Here is an 18,006-nt window from a genome sequence, read left to right as displayed (position 1 = left end):
CCGATTGCGAGGTGAAGCGAAAAGCGCATGCGACGTCTGTTGTTTCTTGGCCTGTGCTGCCTGCTGGGGCCGGCCGCGGCTGCGCCGCTGGTGGTGGCCTTCGATAATGCCAGCATGCCCACCCAGTACGCCGATGCGCAGGGTGCGGCTGCGGGCGTCTATCCGGCCGTGGTGCGGCGCGCGTTCGCGCTGATGGGCGAACCGGTCACGCTGCAGAGTCTGCCATTTCGGCGCATTCTGCAGGGCCTGCGTGCGGGCAGCCTGGGGGCGGGCGCCCTGGTCGCCACCGCCGAGCGCGAGCGCATCGGCCGCTTCAGCGCGCCCTACTATCGGGAGGAGCTGCGCCTCTACCAGCGCAGCCCGCCGCAATGGCAGTTCGCCGGCCTGGCCAGCCTGCACGGGCGGACGGTCGGGGTGATCCGCGGCTGGTCGTATGGCCCCGCCTTCGACGCGGCGCGCGCGGCCGGCCTGTTCCAGACCGAAGACGTCGGCACCGATTTCCAGAACTTCCGCAAGCTCGTGATCGGCCGCGTCGACGCCGTCGTGGCCAATGCCCTGGCCGGCGGCATGGCGCGCGCCCTGCCCGAGTTCCGGCCGATCAGCCCGGCCGCCCAGGTCCTGAGCCAGACCCCGATCCACCTGGTGCTGCCCCTGCGGCCCGACACGCCGGCCCTGCTGCGCCGCTTCGATGCGGCCGTCCAGCGTCTGCAGGCCAGCGGCGAGCTGGCCCAGATCGTCGAGCGCGAACTGGCCCAGGCCCGCACGGCCCAGGCGGCCGCCGAGGCGCAGGGCGCCAGCCTGGCCCAGCTTCCCCCCCGTTAGAGGCGCGCCAATCGGCTACAATCGACAAGTTCACTTTCTCTGGAGAACTTGCCGCCATGCCGATTTCCCCTCTGAAAACCGTGCTCGGCCTCGCCGCCGCCACTGTCGCTGCGCTGGCCGTGGCTGTCGCCGTGAACACCTGGCGCAGCCCCTCGCGCCAGCTGGCCGTGCAGCCGGCCCCGGCGCTCGCCATCGATGCCGACGCCGCCGCGCGCCGGCTCGGCGGGGCCCTCGGTTTCCGCACGATCTCCCTGCATGGCCAGCCGGACGCGAATGCCGAGGCCTTCGCCCAGTTCCAGGACTATCTGGCCCAGCAATTCCCGCGCGTGCATGCCAGCCTGCAGCGCGAACTGGTCGGGCGCAGCCTGCTGTTCACCTGGCGCGGCCAGGATCCCAAGGCCGAGCCCATCATGTGGCTGGCCCACCAGGACGTGGTGCCGGTCGCGCCCGGCACCGAGGCCGACTGGCAGCAGGCGCCGTTCGCCGGGGTCGTCAAGGACGGCTTCGTCTGGGGGCGCGGCGCCTGGGATGACAAGGGCAATCTGCTGGCCCAGCTGGAGGCGATCGAGACCCTGCTGGCCCAGGGCTTTACCCCGCGCCGCACCGTCTATCTCGGCTATGGCGCCGACGAGGAAGTCGGCGGCGTGCACGGGGCCAGCGCCATCGTCGCCCTGCTCCAGCAGCGCCAGATCAAGCTCGGCTATGTGCTCGACGAGGGCATGCTGGTCACCGAAGGCATGCTGCCCGGCCTTGCGCAGCCGGCCGCCCTGATCGGCGTGGCCGAGAAAGGCTATGCGAGCGTGGTGCTGGAACTGCGCGTGCCGCCCGGCCACTCGTCGACGCCGCCGGCCGCCACCGGCATCGGCCAGATGAGCGCCGCCGTCGCCGCCCTCGAGCGCGAAGGCTTCCCGGCCCAGGCCAGCGGCGTGGCGCGCGAGATGTTCGAGACCCTGGCGCCCGAGATGACGGGCGTGAACCGGGTGGCGCTCAGCAATCTGTGGCTGTTCGGCCCGCTGCTGACGCGCGAACTGGCCAAGGCCCCGGCCACGGCCGCCATGCTGCACACGACCACGGCGCCGACCATCTTCCAGGCCGGCGACAAGGACAACGTCCTGCCCGGCAAGATCACGGCCACCGTCAATTTCCGCATGCTGCCCGGCACCAGCATCGCCGACGTGGTCGAGCACGTGAAGGCGGTCATCAAGAACGAGGCCATCAGCGTGCGCGTGATGGACGGCAAAGCCGAACCTTCGCGCGTGACGCCCACCAGCACGCCCGCCTACACGGCCCTGAACCGCACCGTGCGCGAAGTCTTCAGCGGCGCCGTGGTAGCCCCGGCCCTGATGCTGGGCGCGACCGATTCGCGCCTGTACGCCGGCCTGACCGAGAATATCTTCAAGTTCTCGCCTGTGCGCGCCGGCCCCGCCGATGTGCCGCGCTTCCACGGCACCAATGAGCGCCTGGCCGTCAGCAACTACACGGAGATGATCCGCTTCTACCATCGCCTGCTGCAGAACACGGCCCAATGAGCACGCTCCAGGAACAGCTGCAGGCCGCCGTCGCCCTGCACCAGAGCGGCAAGCTGGCCGAGGCGCGCGCCGCGTATGCGGCCGTACTGGCGACGGAACCCGAGCAGGCCGACGCGCTGCACCTGCTCGGCGTGCTGTGCACCCAGATCGATCAGGACCACGAGCAGGCTGTGACCCTGATCGACCGCGCCATCGCGCGCCTGCCGGGCAACGCCACCTTCTACGCCAACCGCGGCATCTCGCTGCAGCACCTGCGCCGCTTCGACGCCGCGCTGGCCAGCTACGACCGCGCCATCGCCCTCAAGCACGACTACGCCGACGCCTGGAGCAACCGCGGCATGATCCTGCTCGAGCTGAAGATGCCGGAAGCGGCGCTCGCCAGTTTCGAGGGCGCGCTGCGCTTCAAGCCGAACGACGCCCAGGCCCACTTCAACCGCGCCAATGTGCTCAAGCAGCTGCGCCGCTACGAGGCCGCCCTGGCCGCCTACGACGCGGCCCTGGCCGTGCGCCCCAACTTCCCCGAGGCGCATGGCAACCGCGGCACCCTGCTGCGCACCCTGCGCCGCCACGACGAAGCCCTGGCCGCCTACGACCGCGCACTCGAGCTGCGTCCCGACTACCCGGCCGCGCTGTCGAACCGCGCCAATGTGCTGCTCGAACTGCAGCTGTTCGAAGCGGCCGAGGCCAGCTACGACGCCGCCATCGCGCGCCACCCGCAGGACCCGGACGCCCATCTGAACAAGGCCCTGTGCCTGCTGCTGGCCGGCGACTTCGCGCGCGGCTGGCCCCTGTACGAGTGGCGCTGGCGCAGCGACAAGCACGGCCTGCGCCTGCCCGACTATGGCCTGCCGCGCCTGAGCGCCGAGCAGGACCCGGCCGGCCAGACCGTGCTGCTCAGCGCCGAGCAGGGCTTTGGCGACACCATCCAGTTCTGCCGCTATGCCGCCCTGCTCAAGGCGCGCGGCGCGCGCGTGCTGCTGCATGTGCCGAGCGAGTTGTGCGCGCTGCTGGAGACGCTCGAGGCCGCCGACGAGGTGATCGCCAAGCGCCAGACCGCCGTCACGGCCGACTACTACTGCCCGATGCTGAGCCTGCCGCTGGTGTTCGGCACCACGCTCGAGACGATTCCGTCCAGCCCGGCCTATCTGCGCGCCGACCCGGCCCGCGTGGCCGCCTGGGGCGAACGCCTCGGCCCCCGCCACAAGCCGCGCATCGGCCTGGCCTGGAGCGGCAATACGGGCAATAAGAACGATGAGATGCGCAGCCTCAGCCTGGCCGACGTGCTGGCCGCGCTGCCAGCCGGCTGGGACTATGTGAGCCTGCAGAAGGACCTGCGCCAGAGCGACGCCGGGACCCTGCGCCAGCATCCGAACATGCGCCACTTCGGCGCCGAGCTCAAGGATTTTGCCGATACCGCCGCCCTGGCCACCCACGTCGATCTGGTGATTTCGGTCGACACCAGCGTGGTGCATCTGTGCGGCGCACTCGGCCTGCCGTCCTGGCTGCTGCTGCCGTACGCGCCCGACTGGCGCTGGCTGACCGGGCGCGCCGACAGTCCCTGGTATCCGTCGCTGCGCCTGTTCCGCCAGAACCGCCTGATGCGCTGGCAGAGCGTGCTGGACGATGTCGGCGACGCCGTGCGCGCCGCCTTTCCGGCCGCCTAGGCCGCGGCCGGCCAGTTGGCCGCGCGCACGGCCGCCTGCCAGCTGCGGCTGACCGGCACCTGCAGGCCGCCGGCCAGTTCCAGCACCCATTTGCCGCCGACCCGGCGCTGCGCGCGCACGGCCGCATGCGCGACCCACCACGAGCGGTGCACCTGCAGCCCGAGCGCGGGCGGCAGTTCGCGCAGGGCGTCGCCCAGGCGCATCAGAATCAGGTCGGAGCCGCGCGCCGTGTGCACGCGCAGATAGTGGTCTTCGGCCTCGAGCGCCAGCAGCTCGCTGCCCAGATGGGGCGGAATGCGCGCCAGGAAGGGCGCCGGCGCGGCCTCGACGGCGCTCGCATCCGCCGCGGCGGGCGTGGGCGCGGGTGCGGCGGTGCGCGCCAGCAGCAGCGGGCCCAGGTCCCAGCGCAGGCGCGTCAGCAGCGCCAGCAGCAGCAATTCGACCCCGACCACGCTGACATACACGCGCGGCATCACGCGCGGCGGCACTGCCTGTCTCAGACGCAGCAGGGCCTCGACCCAGGCCACGGCCAGCGTCACCGGCAGCGCCGCCAGCAGGCAGACCAGGGCAAAGCGCAGCCACGGCGCCAGCGCCAGCGGGGCCAGCGCCTGGGCCACCAGCACGCTCGCGCCCCAGGCCAGCAGCATCAGTCCGACCCAGTAGCCGAGCCGCGCCTCCCAGCCGAGATCGGCATAGGTGCCGAACGGACCGAAGGCGGCGAACAGCAGGCCGAGCGCCAGCACCAGCAGGCCCTGGCGCAGCCAGCGCATTTCACGCAGCGCGAACGGCATTTGGCGAATTTGGCGAAGGAAATCAGGCACTTGGCGAAAACGCGCTGGCAGGCGCGCCCACAGGTTTCTAGGATCGCCATTCTACCGCTGCGCCATGGGGGCGCGCGGAATCATCCGATGCATACAAGGAGAACTCATGTCTTTCATCCGCCGCCTTGGCGCCGTCCTGCTGTTGCTGTGCGCCAGCGCCGTGCAGGCCGCCGATCTGCCGCTCCAGCTGCAGCAGCTGGCCGACCAGACCGACCAGGCCTGGAATACCCGCGACGCCCAGCGTCTGGCCGGCTACTACGCCGACGACGCCAGCTTCAGCATCAGCGGCCGCGCCCTGAGCGGGCGCGCCGCCATCGCCGACTACTTCAAGCAGTCGCTGGCGGCCGTGCCGGCCGGGATCACCCACCGCACCGAAGTGCGCCGGGTCGAGGCCCTCGGCCCCTACCTGATCACGGATAACGCGGTCTTCCTCGAACAGCCGGGCGCCGACGGCAGCCGCCGCCTGCTGCGCGAATTCCACACCATCGCCATCCTGCGCCGCGCCGGCGAAGGCTGGACCCTGGCGGCCGTGCGCGCCATCGCCCTCGGCGCACCGGCTCAGGCCACGCGCAACTGATCGCAGCGAAAGCCGATCTGCTCGAGCACGGCCACGGCCTGGTCGAGCGAACGGAAGACCTGCGGCTGCAGGGTGCTCACATCGAGCAGGAGGCCGGCGTCGCCACGCGCGCCGGCCAGATGCACATGCCAGGCCTGGCGCTGCATCGGCACGCGCAGCAGCGCGGCGCTGCGCAGCAGTCCCTGCGCCAGGTCGCGCCGCGCCTGTTCCAGGGTGCGGTTACATTCCACCATCATCAAGAGCTCGCGGATCGGAAGAGACCGCATTCTAGCAGCGCTGCTGTGGCGCGCCCGCAGCGGGTCCGATCAAAAATTGGATGCCATCAATACGACCTGTTAGACTTTCAACTGCAAAATTAACACCCTCGCGCATGCATATTTTTTCAAGCAAACATGCGCGAGTTGCAACACGGTCGGCGTGGCCGTGACGGGCCCAGACCACGCCCCCACTGAAAAAGATAAAACGCAGGAGATTGCTCCCATGTTCGAGCCCCGTCGACCGCGACTGGCGCTGCTGCTGTCCGGTCTGCTCGCCACCAGCGCGCAGGCCCAGACCAGCCCCGACACCCAAGTCCCCGAAGTGCTGGTCACGGCCCAGCGCAGCACTTCGCTGGCCTCGAAAACCCCGCTCGCGATCAGTGTCCTCAGCGGCGACCAGCTGCTCGAGGCCGGCGTGGCCAGTCCGTCCGATCTGGGCGCGCGCCTGCCGAATGTCTACCTGGAAGGCGCGGCCGACGGCCTGAAGATCACAATCCGCGGCGTCTCCAACGCCGACACCACCGAAAAAGGCGACCCCTCGGCCGCCTTCCTGCTCGACGGCATCTACCTCGCGCGCCCGCAGAACCAGGACCTGGCCTTCTACGACCTGGCCCGCGTCGAAGTGCTGCGCGGCCCCCAGGGCACGCTGTACGGGCGCAATACGACGGCCGGCGTTGTGCATGTGATCAGCAACACCCCGAGCCCGCAGTTCGAGGCGGCCGTGCAGCTCGAGGCCGGCAACTACGCCAGCCGCAAGCTGGGCGGCATGCTGAATCTGCCGCTCTCGCCGACCCTGGCCGTGCGCGCGGCCTTCGTCGCCAACCGCCACGACAGCTATCTGCGCTACACGGGCGGCGCGCCGTATGCGCTCGGCCTCGACCGCGACGACCTGTCGGCGCGCGTGACGGCGCGCCTGGCCCTGAGCGCGCAGGCCAGCCTGCTGCTGCGCCTGGACCACAGCACGGTCAAGGACAATCCCGATAATTTTGTCCCCGACACCAATTTCTACACGGGCATCGAGAGCGGCAATCCGCGCTGGCGCGCGCCGGCCACCGACGCCGCCCTGAGCAACGGCTTCCTGCCCTTCAATGCCGCGCGCGAGCAGGGCCACGGCGAGAAGCGCAGCCAGGGCATCGGCGCCGAGCTGCACTGGGACCTGGGGGCGCTGACGCTCGACTATCTGGGCGCGCGGCGCCGCTACACGCAGGACTTCCTGACCAATTTCTACTACCGGGTCGCGCCCGGCTTTGCGCTCGGCGTGCGCGAACACTTTGACGGCAGCTACGGCCAGAACTCGCACGAGCTGCGCGTGGCGACCAAGCCGGGCGGCCCGCTCAGCGCCCAGGCCGGGCTCTACTACTTCCGCGAGCACTCCGACATCGTCTACGTGTTCCGCGATCTCGAGCTGCTCAAGCTGCCGCCCTACTACGTGTTCCCGCACGGCCCGACCGTGGCCAGCAGCCGCGCCGCCTTCGGCCAGGCCAGCTGGAGCTTCATGCCGCTCTGGCGCCTCACCGCCGGCGCGCGCTACACAGACGACGACAAATCGCGCCTGGGCTCGACCAATTTCCAGCAGGGGCCGGTGTTCAATGCGGCCACCGATCTGCGCCTGCTGAACGCGGCGCGCCTGCGCACCCATCAGACCACCTGGCGCCTCGGCCTCGACACCGAGCTAGCGCCCGACACCCTGGCCTATGCCAGCCTGGCCACCGGCTACAAGGCGGGCGGCTTCAATGACGGCTGCCTGGCCGGCGAGCGCCAGCTCGGGATCGACTGCCCGGCGCCGCTGGCGGTGCCGGCCGCCACCCTGTTCTACCAGCCCGAAACCCTGCGCGCGACCGAACTCGGTCTGAAAAGCCGCTTCTGGGACAAGCGCGCGAGCCTGAATCTGGCCGTGTTCGACTACGACTACAGCAATCTGCAGCTGTCCGGCGTGGCCATTGTGATGGGCGCGCCGCGCTACGTGACCACCAATGCCGGCGCCGCCAGGGTGCGCGGTCTGGAAGCCGACGGCACGCTGCTGCTGGGCGCCGGCGGGCGCCTGCACTATGGCCTGACCTGGCTCGACGCCCACTACGTGCGCTACAGCCCGGACGGCATCCATTCCTGGGCCGGCTACAAGCTTGACCGCGCGCCGTCCCAGGTGTTCACGCTTGGCTACGAACAGCGCCTGCGTCTGGGCGGCGGCCAGCTGCGCGCCGGGATCAGCACGCGCGCCAGCGCGGCCTACCAGATCGGCGTACCGACCCAGCTGCTGCAGTACCGGATTCCGGCGCGCACCCAGACCGATCTGCAGCTGGCCTACCATCCCGACGGCGCGCCCTGGACCCTGGGTCTGGCGCTGCGCAATGCCGAGAACAAGGTGGCCCCGATCACGATCGACAGCTTCGGCATGAGCGTGCCGAGCGCGCCCCGTACCGTCGCCCTGCGCCTGGATGCGCGCTACTGATCCGACTTGCTTCACGCAGCAGCGCCCGCGCGGGTGGCGCGGCTGCGTGCCGACCGTCCCGCGCGCTCCGCAAAGGACACCCGCCCCATGAAGCATCTGCCCGGCATCAGCGCCGCCCTGCTGCTCGCCTTTCTCGCCGCCACCGCCAGCCGCGCCTGGTCGGACACCACCGTCGCCCTGATCATCGCCTCGGTGCTGATGTTCGCCTGCTGCTGGGCCAGCGCGATCCACCTGCTCGGCGCCCGCGCCGCCCTGCGTTTCGTGCTGCTCGGCGTGAGCTTCGGCTGGTTCGCCGAACAGATGGGCGCCACGCGCGGCTGGTTCTTCGGCGACTACGTCTACACCGAGGTGCTCGGCCCGCGCATTGGCGCAGTGCCGGTGGTGATTCCGCTGATGTGGTTCGCGCTCAGCTACACCGGCTATGTAATCGCCAATCTGCTGGTCTGGCAAACCGCGCGCGACAATGCCGCGTCGCTCGGCCAGAACCTCGTGATGGCCCTGCTGGCGGCCCTGATCGTGTGCGCCTACGACCTCGGCGCCGATCCCTACATGGTGTATGTGCTCAAGGCCTGGATCATGGCCAAGACCGATGGCTGGTGGTTTGGCGAGACCCTGCAGGGCTTCGTCGGCTGGACCGTCGTCGGCGGCGCCATCATCCTCGCCTTCCGCCTCAGCCTGGGCAAGGCCCCGGCCCAGGCCAGCCAGACCTTCGACAAGCGCCACGCGCTGGTGCCGCTGGCCGTCTACGGCGGCAGCATGCTGTTCCAGGCCTGCCAGGGCGCGCCCGTGGAGACGCGCACGATCGCCGTGTTCGCGATGGGGATTCCGCTGCTGGCCGCGCTGTGCGGCTATCAGCGCTGGCAGCCGGTCGCGGCGGGAGCGGCCCAATGAGCGCCCCCGATCCGCTGCGCCTACGCGCCGACCCGCTGGCCGATGCCACCATCAGCGCCGCCCTGGCCGGCTGCGCCGACGAAGCGGCCCTGTGGACGCGCGTCGCTCTGCTCAACCGTGAATTCGCGCGCTGGGACAGCAATGCCGCTCTGGCCAGCTGGCAGCCGGCCACGCCGCTGCCGCCCGAGGCGGTGGCCGCGCTCCAGCACTACCTGGCGAGCGCCAGCCAGCTGCCGTCCTGGGCCGATCCGGCCGCCATCGAACGGGCCGAGACCCTGTTCTACGAGATGAGCATGATGTCCTGCACCCTGCTGTTCTGCGCCAGCCTGCCGCAGTGCTATGTGGTGCCGGACCTGGCCGCCGTGCTGCACGCGGCCGGCCAGCTCGAAGCGCATACCGACTACCGGATCCGCATGACGGCGGCGATGATCTTCCCGGTGATGCTCAAGGGCGGGCTGTGCACGCCGCAGGGCGCGGGCCTGGCCCAGGCCCTGAAGGTGCGCCTGATCCACGCGATGATCCGCCATCTGGTGCTGCGCGGCGCGCCCGAGGCGGCGCCGGCCACGCTGGCGCCGCTGGCCAGCGCCAGCGCCCCGGCCAGCCTGCACCAGGCCCTGTACGCGCATGGCTGGGACACGGCGCGCGACGGCCTGCCGGTCAACCAGGAGGAGCTGGCCTACACGCTGCTGACCTTCCACTACATCTTCCTGGCCGGGCTGCGCAAACTTGGAATCGGCTTCGCGCCGGCCGACGAACAGGCCTATCTGCACACCTGGAATGTGCTGGGCCACGTGATCGGCATCGACGACGCGCTGCTGCCGCACAGTGTCGACGCCGCCGCCGCCCAGTTCGCGCGCCTGCAGGCCAGTGGGCGCGCCCACCCGTATGCGCCCGATCCGCGCCCGGCCCTGGGCCAGGCCCTGATGGCGGCCATGGCCGATGTGATTCCGCTGCGCGTGCTCAAGCCGGTGCCGGTGCTGATGACGCGCTATCTGTGCGGGCCGCAGGTCGCCGCCGAACTCGGGCTGGACCAGCAGGTGGGCCTGCTGCCACGCCTACTGTTCGCGCTCGGCATGGGGCTGACGCGCGCCATCGACAGCCTGGTGCGCCTGCTGCTGCCGCAGTTCTCGCTGACGCGCATGTTCTCGCGCGCGCTTGGCTACCATTTCACCACCCGTCTGCTGCTCGACCAGACCCGCCCGCTGCAGCTGCCGACCGCCCTGCTCAACCAGGTCGGCGCCACTGCGGCCGGCTGGGGCAGCGACCCCAAGGCGCCGGCCTGGGTCAATGCGCTGGAACGGCGCATGACCGGGCGCGCCGCCCCACCGCCGAAGGAATCCCGCGCATGATCCGCCTCCTGTCCCTGCTCCTGCTGTGCTGCGCCATGCTGGCGCCAGCCCACGCCAGCGCCCCGCTGGTGCTCGATGACGCCCGCGCCCAGATCGAAGCCTGGCCGGCCGTCAACGTGCTGAGCGAGGACAGTAGCCACTACAGCATCGAACGGGTGCTGGCCGCCAGCGCCCAGTTCCAGCCGCCCGCCGGCGCCTATGCGACGCTGGGCGTGGCGCGCGACACCGTCTGGCTGCGCATCCCGCTGACGGTGGCCGCCAACAGCGACGGCCGCTGGGTGCTCGACATCGACTACGCGGTGCTGAACCGGATCGACGTGCTGCTCACGCGCGAGGGCAAGCTGGTCTACAGCGCGGTGCTCGGCAATCTGCAGCCGCGCCACCGCGATGCGCTCGACGCGCGCGCGCCGGCCCTGCCGCTGCTGCTGGAGCCGGGCGCCAACTACGTGCTGCTGCTGCGCGTCGAGAACAGCGGCTCGATGATCCTGCCGGTGCGCCTGTCCAAGCCATCCGGCTATCTGCAGCGCGCGCTCGACGAGCAGATGCTGCAAGGCCTGCTGGTCGGCCTGGCCCTGTGCCTGCTGCTGTACAGCCTGGCCCAATGGATCAATCTGCGCGAGCACCTGTTCGGCAAATACGCGCTGCTGCTGGCCGGGACCACCCTGTTTTCGCTCGAGTTCTCGGGCCTCGGCGCCCAGTATCTGTGGCATGACAGCGTCTGGATGGCGATGCACGCGGGCGGCCTGTTCGCCCTGATGTCGGCCTGCGGCGCCTACCTGTTCGTCGGCCACGCGCTGGCGCGCCCCGGCATGGACCGCCTGTTCAGCCGCCTGATGCGCGCCCTGGCCGCGGCCTGCGTGCTGGCCGCCGTGGCCTATGGCTGCGACCTGTTCGACGTCAAGGTGCTGGTCCTGATCGTCAACACGCTCGGCCTGATGCCGATGCTGCTTGGCCTGCCCGGCGCCTTCCAGCGCGCGCGCCAGGGCGACCGGGTCGGCATCTACTTCCTGGTCGGCTGGGCCGTGTCCTTCCTGTCGGCGGTGGTGCTGTCCCAGGTCATCAATGGCACGGTCGGCGCCAATTTCTGGACCCTGCATTCCCTCCAGTTCGGCAATACCTTCGACATGCTGGTCTTCATGCGCATCCTCGGTCTGCGCACCAAGGCCATGCAGACGGCCATGCTGCGCGCCGAAGCGGCCACGCGCATGAAATCGGACTTCCTGGCCAATATGAGCCACGAGATCCGCACGCCGATGAACGCCATCATCGGCATGAGCCGGCTGGCCCTGATGGCCGATCCCGATCCCAAGCTGCGCAACTACCTGGGCAAGATTCTCGGCGCCGGCGAGCATCTGCTCGGCCTGATCAACGACATTCTCGACTTCTCCAAGATCGAGGCCGGCAAGCTGGCGCTCGAGCAGGTGCCGTTCAATCTGAACGACATCCTCAACCATCTTTCCAGCCTGACGGCGGTGAAGACCGACGCCAAGAAGGTCGAGCTGGTGTTCCGCGTTGACCGCGCGGTGCCGGCGCGCCTGGTCGGCGATCCCCTGCGCCTGGGCCAGGTGCTGATCAACCTGGCCAACAACGCCGTCAAGTTCACCGAGCGCGGCGAGATCGTGGTGGCGGTCGACCTGCTGGCGCGCAGCGCGGGCCAGGTGCAGCTGCGCTTCTCGGTCAGCGATACCGGGATCGGCATGGACGCCGGCCAGATCGCGCGCCTGTTCCAGTCCTTCAGCCAGGCCGACGGCTCGATCACGCGCAAGTACGGTGGCACCGGCCTCGGTCTGTCGATCTGCAAGCAGCTGGTCGAGCTGATGGGCGGCAGCATCAGCGTGACCAGCACGCCGGGCGTGGGCAGCTGCTTCAGCTTCACCCTGGGCCTGGGCGAAGCCGGCGCCGATGCCGACCCGACCAGCGCCCTGGCCGAACTGCGCCAGGTGCGCGTGCTGGTGGTCGACGACAGCCCGAGCGCGCGCGATGCGCTGGTCGAGATGCTGAGCGCCTTCGGGATTCAGGCCGACAGCGCCGCCTCGGGCGAGGAATGCCTGCAGTGCCTGGCGCGCGCCAGCGCACGCGGCCTGCCCTACCAGGTGGTGCTGATGGATTATGCGATGCCGGGCCTGGACGGGGTCGAGACGATCGAACGCATCCGCGCCGACGCGCGCGAGGCCGCCCCGCCGGCCATCCTGATGGTGTCGGCCACCACACGCGAAGGCGTCGTGGCCCAGGCCGGCGATATCGCAGTCGACGCCTTCCTCGTCAAGCCGGTCGGCCCGGCCCTGCTGTATCACAGCCTGCTGCAGGTGCTGCGTCCCGAACTGGCCGGCCAGAACCCGCCGCCGATGCCGGCCCAGCTGGCCGACCTGTCGCGCCTGGACGGCGCGCGCATCCTGCTGGTCGAGGACAATGCGAATAACCGCGAAGTGGCGCTCGACTTCCTGGCCGCCGCGCGCCTGCAGGTGGACGTGGCCGTGAACGGCGCCGAAGCCGTGCAGATGGTGCGCGCCGGCGACTACGACCTGGTGCTGATGGACATCCAGATGGAAGGCATGGACGGCCTGACGGCGACGCGCGAGATCCGCGCCCTGCCGGGCCGCGCCGGCCTGCCGATCATCGCCATGACGGCGCATGCCATGGCCGGCGACCGCGAACGCAGCCTGGCGGCCGGCATGAACGACCACATCACCAAGCCGATCGACCCCGATCTGCTGTTCCGTGCGCTGCTGAGCTGGATTGCGCCCGAGCGCCTGGCCGGCCGGCCCTTGCCGGCCCCGGCCCCGCTGGCGCCCGACGGGCACGGCGCTGAGGCCCTGGTGCTGCCGCTGATCGCCGGCCTCGACTGGAACCAGGCGCTGGCCCACGCCAGCGGCAAGCAGGGCCGCCTGCGCCAGCGTATCCGCAGCTTCGTGCAGGAATATCAAAGCGCGCCGCAGACCCTGCGCGAGGCGCTGGCCACGGCCAGTTTCGACACGATCCAGCGCCTGGCGCATAATCTGAAGTCGAGCGGCGCCTATCTGGGCGCGGGCCGCCTGACGGCGCAGGCGAATGCAGTCGAGCAGGCGCTGCGCGCCGGCGAGCGCGAACAGGCGGCCGCCCTGGTGCCGCTGCTGATCGCCAGCTGCGAGAGCGTGGTGCAGGGCCTGGCCGCGATCGGCGCGCCGCCGCCGCCGGCGGCCTACGATCCGGCCGACGTGGCGCGCCTGGTGCGCCAGCTCGAGACCCACCTGCGCCACGACGACGCGCGCGCCGAGGATGCGCTGGCCGAGCTGCAGACCCTGCTGGCGGCCTCGCCCCACGGCGCCCTGCTGGAGGCGATCCGCGCCGCCGTGGACGACATCGAATACGCGGCCGCGCAGGCGCCGCTGGCGGCGCTGGCGCAGGCGCTGGAGATCAATCTGGGAGAAGCTGCATGAACGCAGTCGACATGCCGAAGGTGCTGGTGGCCGATGATGACGCCATCAACCGCCAGGTGCTGGGCGAGCTGCTCAAGCCCGAATACACGGTCCTGCTGGCCAAGAACGGCGCGCAGGCGCTCGAACGCGCGCAGCGCCACGCGCCCGACCTGATCCTGCTCGACGTGATGATGCCCGATATGGACGGCTACGAGGTGCTGCGCCAGCTGCGCGCCGACCCGGCCACGGCCGGCATCGCCGTGATCTTCATCTCCGGCCTGGACCGGCCCGAGGACGAGGCCAATGGCCTGAAGCTGGGCGCCGCCGACTACATCGCGAAACCCTTCAACGCCACCGTGGTGATGGCGCGCGTGGCCATGCATCTGCAGCTGGTGCGCCAGCGCCGCCTGCTCGAAAGCCTGGCCCACGTCGACGCCCTGACCGAGCTGGCCAACCGGCGCCGCTTCGACGAGGTCTACCAGGGCGAATGGCGGCGCGCCCAGCGCAATGGGCGCCCGCTGTCGGTGGCCCTGCTCGATATCGACTGCTTCAAACAGTACAACGACCATTACGGCCACCCGGCCGGCGACCGCGCGCTGCGCGCCGTGGCCCGCACCTGCGCCAGCTTCATGCGGCGTCCGGCCGATCTGGCCTGCCGCTACGGCGGCGAGGAGATCGTGCTGCTGATGCCCGACACCTTCGCCGCCCAGGCCCGCCATCTGGTGGCCTGCGTCTGCCAGGCCGTCGCCCAGCTGACGATCGCCCATGCCGCCTCGCCGGTCGGCCCGAGCCTGACGATCAGCGTCGGCGGCGCCACCTACGGCGGGCGCGGCGCCGAAACCGCGGGCGCCCTGTTCGAAGCGGTCGACCAGCAGCTGTACCTGGCCAAGCAGGGCGGGCGCAATCAGATCGCCTGGCGCGCCGGCGACGCCGAGGAGGCAGCCTGAGATGGTGGCCCCGCTGCAGACCGTGATCGATTTCGACGCCGCGCTGACGCTATCGAACGGCAAGCGTGACCTGGTGCTGCGCGCCGCCCAGGCCTTTGTGCGCGCCTATGCCGACCTGCCGCAGCGTGTGCGCGCGCACGCGGCCGCCGGCCACTACACGGCCGTGGCCGAACTGGCCCATCCGATCAAGGGATCGGCGCCGCTGCTTGGCGCGCTGCAGCTGCAGCAGGCCGCCGCCGCCGTCGAGGATGCCGTGCGGGACGGCGCCCACGCCCAGCTGCCGCGGCTGATCCAGGACTTCGTGCAGGCCTTCGAGGCGGCCCACGCGGCCTTGCAGCTGCTGGCCCCGGCCGCGCCGCCGGTCGCCGCCGCCAGCGCCGCCGCGCCTCTGCTGGCGCGCCTGGTGCCGCTGCTGGCCGCCGGCGACTACAGCGCCGGCGCCCTGCTCGAGCAGGCGGGCGCCGCGCTGGCCGGCAGCGCCCACGCGCCCCAGCTCGAACGGATTGCGGCCCTGTTCGCCGATCTGGAGACCGAGGCCGCCGCCGCGCTGGCGGCCGAACTGGCCGCGCGCCTGGAGACCGGCGCGGCGCGGTGAAACGCTCAGTGAATCTGGAAGGAGTCGGCCGGACTGACCAGGCTGGCGGCGTACAACGCGGCCTTGTCGCGCGCCGTGTCGGCCAGTTCGCGCCAGCGCGCCGACATCACGAGGAGGCTGGCATTGCACAGCGAGAAGCGGCGCTGCAGGGTCTCGAGCGCGCGCAGTTCGGGGTGGGTCAGCAGCACATCGGCGTCGCAGGACAAAAACGCGATGTCGGTCTCGACGGCGCGGCGCAGGCCCGTTTCCAGCTCCTGGAACTGGCGCACAAAGGCCTGCAGCCCGAGCTGCACCGCCTCCGCGTCGGCCGGCAGCTGGCCCGGCGCCGCCACCGCGCAGGCCGATTCGCCGATCTTGCACAGACCCGTCATCAGATGAGCGACACGCCCGACCTGGGAGCACAGCCCGCCATACACGACGCTGCCCGGCCGCAGGCTGGCGTCGGCGCGCACGGCCTCGATATCGTTGAGGACCATGCCCAGCTTGGCACATTCGATTTCGATCAGTAACTGGCCGAGGCCATGCAGGTCGTCCCTGGCCTGGCCCGCCAGCCACTCGAAGGGGCTTGCATCATCGCGCATCACATCAAAGGCCGAGGCCCGAAAACTCATGCAGAAGCCGAAGAGCTTACGATGTTTTGGCGGCGCTGCAAAGGCCCAATGATCGTCATCGGACCGCCAGCGCGCGGCCGCTGCCGGCCGGCAGCGTGAACACGGCCACGGCGTTGACCAGCTCCTGGGCTTCCTGGCGCAGGCCGGAGCTGGCGGCCGCCATCTCCTCGACCAGGGCGGCATTCATCTGGGTCGCCTGGTCCATCTGGGTGATGGCCTCGCCGACCTGGCTGACGCCCATGCTCTGCTCGCTGCTGGCGGCGCTGATTTCGCCCATGATGTCGGTCACGCGCTGGATGCTGCTGACCACTTCGTCCATGGTGCGCCCGGCCTTGCCGACCAGCTCGGCGCCCTGGGCCACCCGGCTATTGCTCTCGGTGATCAAGGCCTTGATTTCTTTGGCCGCCTCGGCCGACCGGCTGGCCAGGCTGCGCACCTCGCCCGCGACCACGGCGAAACCGCGGCCCTGCTCGCCGGCGCGGGCCGCCTCGACGGCGGCATTGAGCGCCAGGATATTGGTCTGGAAGGCGATGCCGTCGATCACATTGATGATGTCGGCAATGCGCTGGCTGGAGGCGCTGATGTCCTGCATGGTATCGACCACGGCATGCACGACGTCGCCGCCTTCGCGCGCCACGTTGCTGGCCTGTTTGGCCAGCTGATTGGCCTGGCGCGCATTGTCCTCGTTCTGCTTGACCGTGCTCGACAGCTCCTCCATCGAGGCGGCCGTCTCTTCCAGCGCGCTGGCCTGGGCTTCGGTGCGCGCGCTCAGGTCCTGGTTGGCGTGTTCGATCTCGCCGCTGGCCGTGGCGACCGTGTCGGCCCCGTGGCGCACCTTGCCGACCAGGTTGAGCAGGCTGGCCTGCATGGTCTGCAGCTCGCGCAGCAGCTCGGCCACCTCGTCATTGCCGCTGATCTCAATCGTGCGGCTGAGATCGCCGCCGGCGACGGCATGCGCCGTGTCGACCGCCTGGCCGAGCGCCGCGCCGATCGAACGGCCCATGGCAAAGCCCATCAGATTGGCCAGCACCACGGCAACGACGATGCCGGCGATCAGCCAGTTGCGCACCTGGGCGTAGCGCGCCACGGCTTTCTCGTACTCGGCGCGCGCGAGTTCGCTTTGCAGCTTGATCAGGCCGTCGAGCGCGTTGGCGGTCGGCGTGTTCAGGGTGCGCACCTTGCTCAGCATCAGGCTGCGCACCTGATCGAGGTCGCCTGCGCGCAGGGCCGCGATGGCCGGACGCAGACCCTCGCTGAGCAGGGTCGCATAGCTGGTTTCGAATTCGCGCGCCAGCCGCCCTTCCTCGTCGGACAGGATGGTGACGCGGTAGGCCTGCCAGCTCTTGTCGATGACGGCCATGTTTTCTTCGATCTGCTTGAGCGTGGCGGCCAGCTTGTCGGGCTGGTTTTCCATAACCGCATAGGCCAGCGCAATGCGGTTGCGCAGGTTCTGGCGGTTGACCGAGGCCAGCAGGGCGGTCGGCACGGTGCAATCGGCATACACGGTTTGCACGGCGTCATTCGTCTTGGACGTGCTCCACAGGCCGACGGCCCCGATCAGCACCAACATGACGGACAGAGAAATTACCAGGAAGCGAATCCGGGTCGAAATTGTAAAGTTGTTCATTGTATGCACCTCCCAGGTGCAACTTTACTCCGACTTGGTGCAGGTGCGCCTTAACTTTATTTTCTCACTCGTTGCTAATCGGCAACGTTTGCGGACGAATCGCAGGCGACGCCGGCGGCAATCCAGCGCCGCGCGCGCCGCCCGAACCAGGGGCCGAGCGCGGCCGGCAGCCAGCGCAGATAGGCCTGCGGCTGGCGCAGCAGGCCGCAGCGGTAGCAGGCCAGGGCCGCATCCCATTCGAGCGCGCGGCACGGTCCGCGCCACTGGCCGAGCGCCAGGCGCGCCAGCGGACAGGTGGCCGCCGCACAGCACACGCCGCAGCCATTGCAGGGCTGGCCCAGGGGTGGTTTGGGCGGCGCGGCGCGCTGTAAAAAGATCAGCTTGTCCATCTGGCCACTCTAACATTCCGGCGGCGGCGCGCGAATGTACTACACTTATACGTGTTGTATATCGTGAAAAGCTAATGCATAAT

Annotated in this window: 15 protein-coding genes; 10 read left to right on the top strand and 5 right to left on the bottom strand. The window is 70.1% G+C overall.

The features are described from left to right. Positions 1–27 precede the first annotated feature (27 nt). From LZ005_RS04540 to LZ005_RS04530, 3 genes are read left to right on the top strand one after another with little or no spacing between them, the layout of a single operon-like run. Positions 28–822: an ABC transporter substrate-binding protein gene (locus LZ005_RS04540; RefSeq protein ID WP_237805125.1), complete on the top strand. Its 795-nt coding sequence runs from the start codon at positions 28–30 to the stop codon at positions 820–822. A 56-nt stretch (positions 823–878) separates the two neighbouring features. Continuing rightward, the gene (locus LZ005_RS04535) at positions 879–2,351 is read left to right on the top strand and encodes a M20 family peptidase (protein WP_237805123.1); all 1,473 of its coding nucleotides are present in this window, start codon (positions 879–881) and stop codon (positions 2,349–2,351) included. Next, positions 2,348–4,015 carry a tetratricopeptide repeat protein gene (locus LZ005_RS04530; protein WP_237805121.1) on the top strand — a complete coding sequence of 556 codons (1,668 nt, stop codon included), beginning with the start codon at positions 2,348–2,350 and terminating at the stop codon, positions 4,013–4,015. Before LZ005_RS04535 ends, LZ005_RS04530 begins: the two co-directional genes overlap by 4 nt. Here LZ005_RS04530 and LZ005_RS04525 read toward each other — a convergent pair. Then, a complete protein-coding gene (locus LZ005_RS04525; RefSeq protein WP_237805119.1) occupies positions 4,012–4,806 on the bottom strand; it encodes a LytTR family DNA-binding domain-containing protein in 795 nt (264 codons plus the stop codon). The two genes, LZ005_RS04530 and LZ005_RS04525, sit on opposite strands and share 4 nt — an antisense overlap. 136 nt (positions 4,807–4,942) lie before the next feature. On the opposite strand from LZ005_RS04525, the gene LZ005_RS04520 reads away from it, so the two are divergent. Further along, positions 4,943–5,413, top strand: coding sequence for an SgcJ/EcaC family oxidoreductase (locus tag LZ005_RS04520; RefSeq protein ID WP_237805117.1), 471 nt, complete (start codon positions 4,943–4,945; stop codon positions 5,411–5,413). Here LZ005_RS04520 and LZ005_RS04515 read toward each other — a convergent pair. Next, on the bottom strand, positions 5,395–5,679 hold the full coding sequence (locus LZ005_RS04515; protein WP_237805115.1) for a hypothetical protein: 285 nt from the start codon (positions 5,677–5,679) through the stop codon (positions 5,395–5,397). The genes LZ005_RS04520 and LZ005_RS04515 overlap by 19 nt on opposite strands. A 214-nt stretch (positions 5,680–5,893) precedes the next feature. Between LZ005_RS04515 and LZ005_RS04510 the strand changes: the two genes are divergently transcribed. The 6 genes from LZ005_RS04510 (at position 5,894) to LZ005_RS04485 (ending at position 15,296) form a co-directional block, all read left to right on the top strand. Further along, positions 5,894–8,119: a TonB-dependent receptor gene (locus LZ005_RS04510; protein WP_237805113.1), complete on the top strand. Its 2,226-nt coding sequence runs from the start codon at positions 5,894–5,896 to the stop codon at positions 8,117–8,119. Between the two features lie 87 nt (positions 8,120–8,206). Then, positions 8,207–9,010 carry a carotenoid biosynthesis protein gene (locus LZ005_RS04505; protein ID WP_237805111.1) on the top strand — a complete coding sequence of 268 codons (804 nt, stop codon included), beginning with the start codon at positions 8,207–8,209 and terminating at the stop codon, positions 9,008–9,010. Further along, entirely contained in the window at positions 9,007–10,359 is a 1,353-nt protein-coding gene (locus LZ005_RS04500) for an oxygenase MpaB family protein (RefSeq protein ID WP_237805109.1), read from the top strand. The genes LZ005_RS04505 and LZ005_RS04500 overlap by 4 nt, the downstream gene beginning before the upstream one ends. Beyond that, positions 10,356–13,775, top strand: a complete 3,420-nt coding sequence (locus LZ005_RS04495; RefSeq protein ID WP_237805107.1) for a hybrid sensor histidine kinase/response regulator — start codon at positions 10,356–10,358, stop codon at positions 13,773–13,775. Before LZ005_RS04500 ends, LZ005_RS04495 begins: the two co-directional genes overlap by 4 nt. Continuing rightward, the gene (locus tag LZ005_RS04490; protein WP_237805105.1) at positions 13,772–14,701 is read left to right on the top strand and encodes a diguanylate cyclase domain-containing protein; all 930 of its coding nucleotides are present in this window, start codon (positions 13,772–13,774) and stop codon (positions 14,699–14,701) included. The genes LZ005_RS04495 and LZ005_RS04490 overlap by 4 nt, the downstream gene beginning before the upstream one ends. Before the next feature lies 1 nt (position 14,702). Continuing rightward, on the top strand, positions 14,703–15,296 hold the full coding sequence (locus LZ005_RS04485; protein ID WP_237805103.1) for an Hpt domain-containing protein: 594 nt from the start codon (positions 14,703–14,705) through the stop codon (positions 15,294–15,296). Between the two features lie 5 nt (positions 15,297–15,301). Here the strand turns inward: LZ005_RS04485 and LZ005_RS04480 are convergent, their stop codons facing one another. From LZ005_RS04480 to LZ005_RS04465, 3 genes are all read right to left on the bottom strand, one after another. Continuing rightward, entirely contained in the window at positions 15,302–15,907 is a 606-nt protein-coding gene (locus LZ005_RS04480; protein ID WP_237805101.1) for a hypothetical protein, read from the bottom strand. 55 nt (positions 15,908–15,962) lie between these two features. Beyond that, positions 15,963–17,534, bottom strand: a complete 1,572-nt coding sequence (locus LZ005_RS21740) for a methyl-accepting chemotaxis protein (RefSeq protein WP_307727771.1) — start codon at positions 17,532–17,534, stop codon at positions 15,963–15,965. 74 nt (positions 17,535–17,608) lie between these two features. Then, positions 17,609–17,923 carry a hypothetical protein gene (locus LZ005_RS04465; protein WP_237805099.1) on the bottom strand — a complete coding sequence of 105 codons (315 nt, stop codon included), beginning with the start codon at positions 17,921–17,923 and terminating at the stop codon, positions 17,609–17,611. Positions 17,924–18,006: the final 83 nt, after the last annotated feature.

The sequence above is a fragment of the Massilia sp. TS11 genome (genome assembly GCF_022012445.1).
GTDB lineage: Bacteria > Pseudomonadota > Gammaproteobacteria > Burkholderiales > Burkholderiaceae_D > Telluria.
Note: the sequence above shows the minus strand (reverse complement) of the source record. Positions and strands in the feature narration are given on the sequence as shown.